General features: G+C 36.4%; 9 protein-coding genes. 2 read left to right on the top strand and 7 right to left on the bottom strand.

All coding sequences use genetic code 11. From position 1 onward, the window contains the following. Window positions 1–2,321, top strand: a 2,321-nt coding sequence (locus FZ949_RS02725) for a response regulator (protein ID WP_222862781.1), incomplete at its 5' end; no start/stop codon positions are given. Here the strand turns inward: FZ949_RS02725 and FZ949_RS02720 are convergent. Beyond that, the gene (locus tag FZ949_RS02720; protein ID WP_103580494.1) at window positions 2,318–3,589 is read right to left on the bottom strand and encodes an anthranilate synthase component I family protein; all 1,272 of its coding nucleotides are present in this window, start codon (window positions 3,587–3,589) and stop codon (window positions 2,318–2,320) included. The two genes, FZ949_RS02725 and FZ949_RS02720, sit on opposite strands and share 4 nt — an antisense overlap. A gap of 152 nt (window positions 3,590–3,741) precedes the next feature. Here FZ949_RS02720 and FZ949_RS02715 point away from each other — a divergent pair, with 152 nt between their 5' ends. Then, window positions 3,742–4,482, top strand: coding sequence for a sulfite exporter TauE/SafE family protein (locus FZ949_RS02715; RefSeq protein WP_103580493.1), 741 nt, complete (start codon window positions 3,742–3,744; stop codon window positions 4,480–4,482). A gap of 30 nt (window positions 4,483–4,512) precedes the next feature. Here the strand turns inward: FZ949_RS02715 and FZ949_RS02710 are convergent, their stop codons facing one another. From FZ949_RS02710 to FZ949_RS02685, 6 genes are all read right to left on the bottom strand, one after another. After that, window positions 4,513–5,973: a methyltransferase regulatory domain-containing protein gene (locus tag FZ949_RS02710; RefSeq protein ID WP_103580492.1), complete on the bottom strand. Its 1,461-nt coding sequence runs from the start codon at window positions 5,971–5,973 to the stop codon at window positions 4,513–4,515. After that, window positions 5,973–7,052: a phosphoserine transaminase gene (serC, locus tag FZ949_RS02705; RefSeq protein ID WP_103580491.1), complete on the bottom strand. Its 1,080-nt coding sequence runs from the start codon at window positions 7,050–7,052 to the stop codon at window positions 5,973–5,975. Before serC ends, FZ949_RS02710 begins: the two co-directional genes overlap by 1 nt. A gap of 2 nt (window positions 7,053–7,054) precedes the next feature. Beyond that, window positions 7,055–8,221: an exodeoxyribonuclease VII large subunit gene (gene xseA, locus FZ949_RS02700; RefSeq protein WP_148790100.1), complete on the bottom strand. Its 1,167-nt coding sequence runs from the start codon at window positions 8,219–8,221 to the stop codon at window positions 7,055–7,057. After that, complete coding sequence (gene ubiE, locus FZ949_RS02695; protein WP_103580489.1) at window positions 8,214–8,936, bottom strand: bifunctional demethylmenaquinone methyltransferase/2-methoxy-6-polyprenyl-1,4-benzoquinol methylase UbiE; 723 nt, start codon at window positions 8,934–8,936, stop codon at window positions 8,214–8,216. Before ubiE ends, xseA begins: the two co-directional genes overlap by 8 nt. A gap of 12 nt (window positions 8,937–8,948) precedes the next feature. Further along, entirely contained in the window at window positions 8,949–10,355 is a 1,407-nt protein-coding gene (locus tag FZ949_RS02690; protein WP_103580488.1) for a CYTH and CHAD domain-containing protein, read from the bottom strand. Between the two features lie 140 nt (window positions 10,356–10,495). After that, window positions 10,496–10,906, bottom strand: coding sequence for a Fur family transcriptional regulator (locus FZ949_RS02685; protein WP_054197019.1), 411 nt, complete (start codon window positions 10,904–10,906; stop codon window positions 10,496–10,498). Between the last annotated feature and the right edge of the window lie 46 nt (window positions 10,907–10,952).

Below are 10,952 nucleotides of genomic sequence, written 5' to 3'. Positions count from 1 at the left end.
ATGTGAGAGAAAATATATATTCTGTAAAGGACAACATGCCAAATCTTGATATGCTTCCAAAAAGTGAGCTAAAAGAGAATATTTATAAAGACTTTAACCAGTTTGAAGCCAACTATCAAGCTAAAAAGATAAGAGAAGTTAAAGCCAAGATCGCATTTTCTGAAAAGCTAAATATCGAAGATATAATCTTAATAAAACAGTATGAAGATGATAAATTTATACTTTTATTAGACAGTGCCATAAACATAAAAAATGAGCTGTTAGAACTTACCGAGAGCGAGAAAATAAGCTATGGTATAAAGACCTTTTTTGAGTTTTTGCTTTGTGGCTTGCTCATTTTATCTTTGCTTAGTATTTCTGCTAGGTTAAAATTTTTAAAGGTGCTTATCGATAAGTCAAAATACATATCAAGTTATATCCTATCATCAAAAGAGATAAGTGCGGATAATGCGATATCAAAGCTTATAAAAGCTTATGAAGATCTAAAAGAAACTTATATAAAAGATAGCAGCTTTTTTCAGATAAAAGATAGATATATTTTATCCGTGAGCAAGAAACTAGAGTCTATTAATAAAGAAATTTTTACATCGACCGCAGCTTTAAAAATAGAAACGAATAATAGCAAAAAGCAAGTATTTATAGACACGATAGAAAAAAATGCAAATATTATGACTTCGCTTTATAACAATGCTAAAAATATCTCGAATGTTAAAAAATATAGCGAATGCAATAAAACCGAGATATTTGATCCTCAAAAAAGCTTTGAAGAAATTTTGCAAGCAAATATCGTCTATTCACAAAGCAAAAAGATAAATTTTATAAGCTATCTTGATCCAAGCCTTACAAATGAACTAGAAGGAAATCTAAATTCATTAAAAACCGCATTTAACTCTATCTTTTTGGCGTCTTTATCAATGTCTTTAAGACATCAAAATATTATCATCGCTATCAAAAAAGTTCAAAAAGACTTTAATAGAAGTGGACTTTGTTCTGTAAGCTTTAGCATAAAAAATAGCTCAGCTGCCATGAGCGAAAAGCAAATTTCAGATATATTTTCAGATGATGAGAATAGCTTAAATAATGATGAGAGCGAGTTTTATCTAAAAATCGCTCAAATTTATTTAAAAAATTTAGAAAGTAAGCTGGAGATTAACTCGTTTCCAAGTATTGGCAATGAGTTTAAATTTGTAGTCATTTTTAAAACAACATCAAACTATAAAGACTTTGATATAAAATGCAATCATAAATTAGCATTCTTGCAAGATGTAAATGTCGCTTACAACGAAGTTTTTGAGCAGACTACAAAAGACCTTGGGCTCAAAGTGGATATGCTAACAAGCACTAGTCCATCTATTACAAAAAATTATGATGCTATATTTTTAAGAAACACCAATAAGCAAGGCCAAGATATTAAAAATCCGCTCATTTTAAAAGATCCGCTAACTCCATTAAGCATCACAAGGCTACTTTGCTTAGGCGAAGCTGATATTATGAATAAAAATTTAAACGATAAACCAAAAATTTTAATCTGCGATACTAATGAAATTTACATAGATATAACAGCAAGTGGTTTTAGTAAATTTAACTGCGAAGTTGTGGGAGTTTGTAATAAAAAAGATTTAAAACAAGCCATAAAGCAAGGCGATTTTGACCTTATATTTGTTGGCTCAAAATTTTTCGAAGCTGAAAAAAATAGCCTTCAAAAAAATATTGATCTTATAAAAGCAGCCATACAAAATGCAAAAATTCCAATTATACTAATGCTTTCAAATACTTCAAATATAGATGGAGAGAGCGTCAAAGAATACTTCAATGCCTATATAAAAACGCCAATAAATAGCGACGAACTGGCTCAAATTTTTAGAAAATTTTTGCCAAATTTTGGTGAGATTGCAATAGACGAAAGCTATCTAGCAAAAAGCGAAAATATTATTTTATTTAAGAAATCGCCAATGGAAAATAAAATATTTAGCTCAGCTTTAGGAGAATTTTACAACACACTTGAAACCACAAATAGCTTTGATGAGCTATTAACAAAGATAAAAACCAAAACTTACGGAATCGTTCTTATAGATGAAAATGCAAAAGGCTTCAACTACGAAGAGCTAACAAGAGTTGTTGATAAGATAAGACAAAGCCAAAAGGTTGATACAAGAGTGCTGATATTTGGCGCACAAGAAAGAAGTGAATTTCCTTTTGTAAAAGTGCTAGCTAAAAATATCACAAAAGCAGAGCTTTCAGCTACAGTAAGAGAGCAAATCGATTCTATGGGCACTAGCTACGCTAAAAGCTCTTATGAATTTATTAAGTTTAACGCCTAAAACTCTTTTGCGTTATTTTTAAATACATTTAGCACGCTTGCTCGCTTATGGCAAATTTCAGCGTATTCTCTTTCGCTCTTTGAGTCGTAAACTATACCAGCTCCAGCCCCCACAAATACATCACTAAAGCCATTTTCACCTGGCACAAAGATGGCTGAGCGAATAAGAATAGCAACCTGAGCATCGCCATTAAAATGCAAAAATCCAATGCCGCCGCCATAGATATTTCGCTCAGAAATTTCAAGCTCATTTATTATCTGCATAGCTCTTATTTTTGGGGCTCCGCTTAGTGTGCCAGCTGGAAAAATACTAGCTAAGACGTCAAAAAGATCAAGCCCTTTGGCGCACTTGCCATAGACATCGCTTACGATATGAATTACTTTTTCATATTTTTGGATATGCATAGCATTTTTTACGGATACACTTTTTGGCTCTGAAACCCTTCCGATGTCGTTTCTGGCAAGATCGATTAGCATCTTGTGCTCAGCCAGCTCCTTTTCGTCACTTAATAGCTCATTTTCAAGTGCCGCATCTGCATTTGCATCGCTTCCTCTAGGCCTTGTGCCTGCGATCGGAGCTACAAAAATTTGCTCACTTTTCATCTCAAAAACAAGCTCTGGCGAAGAGCCAACCACATCGCCATAAGGTGTAGGAAAATGAAACATATATGGGCTTGGATTTGTAAGTGAGAGATTTTTATAAAATTCCAAACTACTCATATTCGTTGAAATTTCAAGCAACTCACCAAGCACCACCTGAAAGACATCGCCACTTCTTATATACTCTTTTGCTAACTCAACCATATCCTCAAAATGTTTCTTTTCTTTATTAAGATCAGTTTTTATACTAAAATTACTCTGCTCTTTGCTTTTACATTCAACTTTCGCATCAAGCAAAAAGTCATAATATTTATTCTTATCTCCATAGAATGTATAAATTTTACTCATCTTGTCAAAGTGCAGATAGGCCTTTGCATCAGCGTAGATAAATTTTGGAAATTTATACTTTTTAGCTTTCTCTTCTCCGATATATTCAAAATATCTCACACCATCATAAGCAAAAACACCAAAGAGTCCCGCAAATGGAGCTAAAGATTTATTACGATTTGTATCAAAATAACTTCTAAGCCCATAAAAATCCATATCCTTTTCATCGATGTATTCGCAATCAATGCCTATAATCGTTTGCGTCTTATCCTCGGCTAGGTAGCTATTTTTAAATTTTTCTCTAATCACTTCATAATAAAACAGTGGTTGTTCTAAGAGCATTTTTTTCCTTTAAATTTTTGATGATTATAAAAAAAGTTCGCTTTTAGTTTTTAAAATTTTTATCAAATTTCTAAATTTATGCCCAAATTTCACCTTTTTAATATTTTTTTAACACCGCTTGGCTAAAATTTGGCACTCATAAAAGGAAATTTATGCTTTTTGTTGAACTTTTTATAATCGGTATCGGCGTTGGATACATCGCTGGCTTTTTTGGCATCGGTGGCGGCACAGTCGTTGTTCCTATAATGGTCGCCTTTGGATATGACGTGAAAACAGCTATTGGCATAAGCGTCATGCAGATGATCTTTAGCGCGACGTTTGGCTCGTATCTAAACTACAAAGCTGGACTTTTAAAGCTAAATCGCGGCGTCTTTTTGGGGCTTGGAGGCTTGGTTGGAGCCAGCTTTAGTGGCATCATCGTATCGCACGCACCTGCACTTTTACTTGAGTCTATGCTGCTTGCGACATTTGTCTTTTCGCTTATAAAACTATACTTTTCACCAAACAGCGACGGCTCAAATGCGAATAACTCGGTCTTTTTGCTATTTTTAGTTGGCGTTTTTGTAGGCGCACTTGCCATTAGTATCGGCATCGGCGGAGGCGTCTTTATCGCTCCTATCTTGGTTGGCTTTTTACGTTATGAGCTAAAAAAAGCCGTTTCTATGGGCGTATTTTTTGTTATGTTTGCAGCCATTGCTGGCTTTATCTCACTTTCATTAAGCGGCCATATCTCTTATCTAGAAGGTGCTTTTTTAGGCCTTGGCTCGCTAATAGGCGCATACTTTGGCACCAAAAAGACGCAAGCTATGGATAAAAAAGCGCTTAAAAAGTGGTTTTTGCTCTTTTACATAGCGATGATAATTCTAATCTTAAAAGATATGATATTTGGCTAAATCAAAAATTTAAGGCTAGGCTAGCTAGTCTTAAATTTCTTCAAAAAAGTAGGCTTCGCTTAATTTAAAAGCAAGCTTATCTAGTTCATCTTTGCTTAAATTTACGCTCTTTGCGATATCTTCTAAGCTAGCTTTGCCATCAAATTTCAAGGCAGCTTTAATCTCTTCATAGCTTAAGTTTAGCTTGCCATTTAGCTCATTTGCCAAAGAGATAACTGGTGAGCTAGCGTTTAAAAAATACTCAAGATACGCAGCAACTCTAGGCTTTAGTTTAGTTTTACCAGACTCATAGGCAAGTGCTTTGAGTTTTGAAGAAGAAATTTTAGTATTTTGGTTGTTTAAAATTTCAAGCAGTCCCACAAAAGCTTCGTTTGCATTCTCGCCAAGTGCCGTTTTTACTTCGCTTAAATTTAAGCTTTGCGGATAGGCTTTGCTTAAAATTTCTTGCGTTTTTGTCCTTGGCTGCTCGCTAAAATATGCAAAATAAATCCTATCAAGCTCGCTCTCTCCAAGCACCGAGTCAAAGTCCTCAGCACCACCAAGCCTCTCTTTGTGAGCGATGAGGCTTTTTCTAAATGATCTATTAAATAAAAAATCGTTTAGCTGCTCTTTTTTGATGCGAGAGTTGTAATTTTGCTCGATATGTGCGTCAAAGCGGTAAATTCCAGTTGAGCTTGCAAAGATATCATTTAGCGAAGCGTCTATGACGTAGCAAAGTCCGTGTTTGTCGATATGCTTAGCAAATTTATGAAAGTAAGTTGGCTCGTTGCTTGCCTCTAAAAAGTCATGCAATATATAATAATCATTGCCCTTTGCGATGATGCCTTGCAAGAAATTTAGCTGTGTTAAAAGAAGCTTCATACTATCTTTGTATACGACATCACTTTGGTTTTGCAGGCTAAATTTCAAATAATCCTGTAAAAAATTTAACTCGCTTTTTACGCGAGCAAGTGCTTCTTTGCTGTCGTTGCCTGAACTTACAAAAAGCATAAAATCTCTTAAAATATCAAGGCTCTTCCAGCCAGGATAGGTATTATACGAAACATAAGCGATGCCATCCTCGCTAAGTAGTGCCTTAATCGTGGCAAGCAGCGCATCTCTTACATTTGGACTCACCCAGCTATAAACACCATGAGCGATAATATAGTCAAATTTCCCAAGCTCTTTTATATCGCTTTCGTTCATGTGCAAAAAATTTCGCTCAAGCAGAGTAAAATTTTCTAAACCTATCTGCTTTGCTACCTTGTTACCTTCAGTCACTTGATGGCTTGAAATGTCGATACCAACGACTTTTGTATTTTTATGCGAAATGGCAAATGGTAAGATATTACCGCCATATGACGAGCCAAGCTCAAGCACCCTGGCATCTTTTAAATTTGCCGCCTTTAGCCCTAGAAATTTAGCAACCGCCTCTATCCTAACTGGCGAGCAGTCGCTAAATGCAGCTGAGAAATAAGGAATTTCGTCGTAAGCTTTTTTTGCCTTGTTCATCAGCCGTGCTTTCTGGCAAATTCTCTCATGAACTCGCCAAGTTTTTCAACATCACTTTGGCTAACGGCGTTGTAGATAGATGCTCTTATGCCACCAAGATGTCTGTGACCTTTTAGCCCTAGCATGCCCTCTTTTAGTGCTTCTTCTACAAAAACTGGCTCAAGCGCATGATCTTTTGGTATCGTAAAGCTCACGTTCATATCTGATCTGCTTGATTTTTTAGCGTGACCTAGGTAAAAGCTATTTGAGCTGTCTATAATGTCATAAAGAGTGCTTGCTTTTTTGGCATTTATCTTCTCAACCTCGGCAAGTCCGCCAAGATCAAGCAGGTGCTGCATGGTTAAATTTAAAAGATAAATTCCAAAAGTTGGTGGTGTGTTGTAAAGCGAGTTTGCCTCTACGTGCGTTTTGTAGCGTAAAAACATAGGGATGTTTTGGCTGCTCACGCGATCAACCAAGTCTTTTCTTAAAATAACGATAGTCACGCCACTTGGGCCTGCATTTTTCTGAGCGCCGCCATAAAGCAAGCCAATACTACTAAAATCAAGTGGTCTAGCGAAAAAATCGCTCGAAGCATCGACAACTAGGGGCGATTTAGTCTTTGGCATAGCCTTATACTGCGTGCCGTAAATCGTATTATTTGAGCAGATGTAGGCGTAGTCGGCGTCATCGCTAAATTTTACCTCTGGGATGTAAGAGAAATTTTCATCCTCGCTGCTTGCGACGACATCCACATTTACGCCAAGCACTTTTGCCTCTTTGATGGCTTTGTTTGTCCAAACGCCGGTGTTTGCGTACTGGGCCTTGCCACCTTGATATAAATTCATCGGTATCATGCTAAATTGCAAGTGTGCACCACCTTGCAAAAATAAAATTTCATACTCATCACCGATGCCGTAAAGCTTTCTTATCTTATCCATCGCACCAAAGTGGATCTCCTCAAAGGTCTTGCTTCTGTGGCTGATCTCCATGATCGAGTAGCCCTCGCCTCTGTAGTCGGTAAATTCGGCCTTTGCATGCTCTAAAACGCTTAGTGGTATCGCGCTTGGGCCTGCGCTAAAGTTGATTTTTCTACTCATTTTTACTCCTTGATAATTGCTTTTTTATGTGTATTTTGCGAGATAAGCTCGATCTCATCATTCAAATTTAAATCCCTAAGATCAGCTCTCTTGCCATCTTTTCTAACCTCGATAAGCCCCTTTGTGCTCTCAAAAAAGAGCTCCCTCATCTCATAAGCCTTCTCTAGCGAGCCAAGAGCTGAGCTAAGGACTAAAATTTTTCTTTGGACAGCGTTTGCTAGGGCGTTTTGCTTATTTGCTACCTCGCTAAATTTTAACTCGATCCTAGCTTTTAGAGCATTTGATGAAAATTTAGAAAGAAGAACATTTAGCAAATTTTGCTTTTTGGTGATCTTTAAGCTTAAAGCGCTATCAAGATCATCGCTGAGCCTGTCAAGATACTGAAAAAACGCCTCTTCATCAGGCAACAGATCAAGCATAGCCGCACTTGGTGTAAGTGATCTGCGATCTGCTACAAAGTCGCTTATAACGTAGTCGATCTCGTGTCCAATAGCGCTTATGACTGGCGTTTTTGTAGCGTAAATTTCACGAGCCAAGCCCTCGTCGTTAAAGCACCAAAGATCCTCTTTACTACCACCTCCGCGGGCCAAAACGATCACATCAACGCCGTATCTATCGGCTCTTCGCAGGGCTTTTATGAGCGAGCTTGGAGCATTTTCACCTTGAGTTAAAGCATCAAAGATATAAATTTCACTAAGCTTCCAACGACTCATCACGACCTTTAACATATCCTGAAGCGCCGCCGAAGTAGCGCTTGTGACAAGGGCTATTTTTTTAGGTAAATTTGGTATCTCTTTTTTTGCAGCAATGTCAAAAAGGCCCTCATTTTCGAGCTTTTCTTTAAGCTGCCTAAACGCAAGCTCAAGCTCACCCTCGCCATCAGGGAGCATCGCACTAGTCACTAGCTGATACGACCCACTTGGCGAATAAATGGTCACTTTGCCATAAATTTTTACTTTTAGCCCATCTTTTGGTAAGAATTTCACCTTTTGGTTGTTCATGCGATACATCACGGCTGAGATGCTTGACTTTTCGTCCTTTAGCGTGAAGTACCAGTGCCCAGAGGCGTGCTTAGTAAGGCGCGAAATTTCTCCGCTTACCTCAACATAGTCAAGTGTGGCTTCAAGCAGTGCCTTTGCTTTTTCGTTTAGCTCAGAAACACTAAGCATTGATTTCTCTTACCTTTTTAGCGATAAATAGTGTCGAGATATCCATGCTAAAGCCTTTGCAAAGCTCTATCTCAAAGCCAGCCTCTACAAGCTCATCGCAAAAACTCTTTGCGTCCAAGAAATTTTCTATCGAGCTTGGCAGATACTCATATGCCTCTTTGTTTTTTGAGATAAAGCCACCAATCTTTGGCAAAATTTTACTTAGGTAAAAATCTCTTAGCGAGGTTATAAGGCCTTTTTTCTGGCGTTTTGTAAATTCAAGCACGACTACGTAGCCATTTAGAGCAAGTACTCTGTTAAACTCTCTAAGCGCAGCCTTTCGCTCGACCACATTTCTTATGCCGTAGCTTATGCTTAAAATTTGAGCCTCACCACTTGCGAGCGTCGTGTTGTCAGCATAGGCCTCTATAAATTTAAAATTTGGAAATTTCGCCCTAGCCTCTTTTAGCATACCACTTGAGGGGTCGATGCCAGTAAGGCTTTTCACCTCAACGCCAAATTCTTTTGAAATTTCACTCCAAAGCCCCATCATATCGCCAGTGCCACAAGCTACATCTACGATATTTATGCTTTCATTTTTAAAAATTTCTAGCATATATCTGCAGGCAAATTTCCTCCAACTCACGTCCACACCAAGACTTAGCACTCTGTTTGCGACATCATAAGTCGGAGCGATCTGGTTAAACATATCAACTATTTTTTCTTGTTTTTGCATAAATTTGCCCTTTTATATGTAGTAAATTTTTAAATTTCTTGAAATTTTACGAGTTGCTTTTATAAATTTAAGACGCTTTTTTAGTATCTCTTCTCTACTTTTGTAAATTTGTTTGTAAATTTTACTCTCAAGCCTCTCTTTATCTAGCATTTCTGGAAGTCTTTTAAGGATACCGAGCCAGACGTCATAGTCTTGAAGATTGCCAAAAATTTCTTGCATCTGCTTTAGCTTCTCTTCATACTTTTTAAACCCTTCAAAATAAAAGATTTCACATAAAAACTCATATGTGTATCTCATCTTTTTAAGCTCTATCCTAAGATCATGAAAGCTCTCATTTGGGCAGTCTTGATTAAGACTTTTTAGCCTTTTTTGAGCTAAAACCAAAAGCATTCTAAGCTTAAATGAACCAAGGCGCGAAAGGCTTACATCAAAGAGTTTTGACTTATAAAATTCACCCTCATTTAAAAATATCTCCCACTCTTTTAAAAATGCGTAGTTTTCCTCGTCGCCTAGGTAACTTTTAATGTTTTCATACTCTAAATCTAGAGCCTTTTGCACAAAATAGATAGGCTCGTTTGCATGTTTTTGCTCGTTTAAAAAGCTTAAAAATACATCCAAATCTCGCTTTTTGTTTGTCGAGTTTGCAAGCATTTTAAAATTCTCACCAAAAAAAAGTGTCACTTTCTCATCAAAAACGCCGTTAAAAATTTTAAGGATCGACCTAACCTTTCTTAAATTTATGCGAAGTTCATGCAAAACTTCTTCATCTTTGTCTATCAAATACTGGCTTTTTAGCCTTTTTATTACTTTAAAAATACTAACAAAAAGGACTCTTAGCGCCTCGCCGCTTTTTAGATTTGCAGCAAAATTTGGCAGAATTTCTTTTTCTTTTATAATCTTATAGGCTCTTTTGTAGTCGATTTGTTCATTTTCATTAGCATGGATGGCAAGAAATTTATTCTTATATCTTTTATCACAAGTTACGTCACTTAGGCAAAAATTTTCTAAAAATGGTGGTAGATTGAAAAAGACGGCCTCATTTTCATCGCTAAATTCGATTTCAAATGTACAAAGCCCGTTTAGTTCATTTTTAAAAATATCGATATTGCAAGGATTATTATTTAGTTTAAAAATATATCTATCTTTTAAGATGACGCTACCGATGCGATTTTTAAGAGCCTTTTTAAACTCCGCTTTTTCACAAAATTCTTCATTTTCTTCTCTAATTAGATCTTTGCCGATCTTTACAGTTTTGATAAATTTATCCTCTTCGCTTCTATAGCGAATCTCTTCATTTTGCGTTATCTTGGTATAAAACTGAGAAATTTCAAGATGTTTAAAGACTACTCCAGCTTCTTTTAAAAAATCTAGAATTTGAGAATTTTTGAGTAAAAATTTACGCTCTATCTCTAAACTCACATTTTTCTCCAAAATTTTTTGTTCATTTTAGCAAGTTAGTGCTTAAAACAATGAGAAAGATGCTAAATTTAGGCTTATTTTAAAAGTATTTTTATTAGAAAAAAAGATGGAATTTATGTTGCTAAATAGCAACATAAATTTTATTTACAGTGTTTACAGCTTTTTACGCTAGCTACGATATTTAGACGTTCTATTATATTTCCAATCTTCTTTTCTAGTGCCTCTTGATATTTGCCAAGCTCAGCATCATCGTAGCTCACGTCCTCGACGCTTCCACAGCTTTCGCAAACTACATGGATATGTGGATATTCGTAGATGTCGTATCTAGCCTTTTGATTGACGATATTTACTTCGACTACGAGACCTTCATCTTTTAAAGTATTTAAATTTTTATAAACCGTTGCTAGAGAAACCGATGGGCTCTCTTTTAAAATTTCATCATAAAGCTCATCAATCGTTGGATGCGTGTGGCGATCAAGAATTCTTAAAACGCTAAGGCGTTGTGGCGTGACTTTTAGCCCAGATTGCTTTAATAATGATACGTATTGCATAATGCTTTTCCTTGTTTTTATTTTGGCTTATGCTAGCAAAAATAAT

The sequence above is a fragment of the Campylobacter concisus genome (assembly GCF_902460545.1).
In the GTDB taxonomy this organism is placed as follows: Bacteria; Campylobacterota; Campylobacteria; order Campylobacterales; family Campylobacteraceae; genus Campylobacter_A; species Campylobacter_A concisus_AE.
This window is presented reverse-complemented; position numbering and strand designations above follow the sequence as displayed.

Bases quoted from the DNA above. Each gene is read 5' to 3' on its own strand.
- FZ949_RS02715 (WP_103580493.1), top strand. From the start codon at position 3,742: ATGCTTTTTGTTGAACTTTTTATAATCGGTATCGGCGTTGGATACATC.
- FZ949_RS02720 (WP_103580494.1), bottom strand. From the start codon at position 3,589: ATGCTCTTAGAACAACCACTGTTTTATTATGAAGTGATTAGAGAAAAA.
- FZ949_RS02685 (WP_054197019.1), bottom strand. From the start codon at position 10,906: ATGCAATACGTATCATTATTAAAGCAATCTGGGCTAAAAGTCACGCCA.
- xseA (WP_148790100.1), bottom strand. From the start codon at position 8,221: ATGCTTAGTGTTTCTGAGCTAAACGAAAAAGCAAAGGCACTGCTTGAA.
- FZ949_RS02710 (WP_103580492.1), bottom strand. From the start codon at position 5,973: ATGAACAAGGCAAAAAAAGCTTACGACGAAATTCCTTATTTCTCAGCT.
- serC (WP_103580491.1), bottom strand. From the start codon at position 7,052: ATGAGTAGAAAAATCAACTTTAGCGCAGGCCCAAGCGCGATACCACTA.
- ubiE (WP_103580489.1), bottom strand. From the start codon at position 8,936: ATGCAAAAACAAGAAAAAATAGTTGATATGTTTAACCAGATCGCTCCG.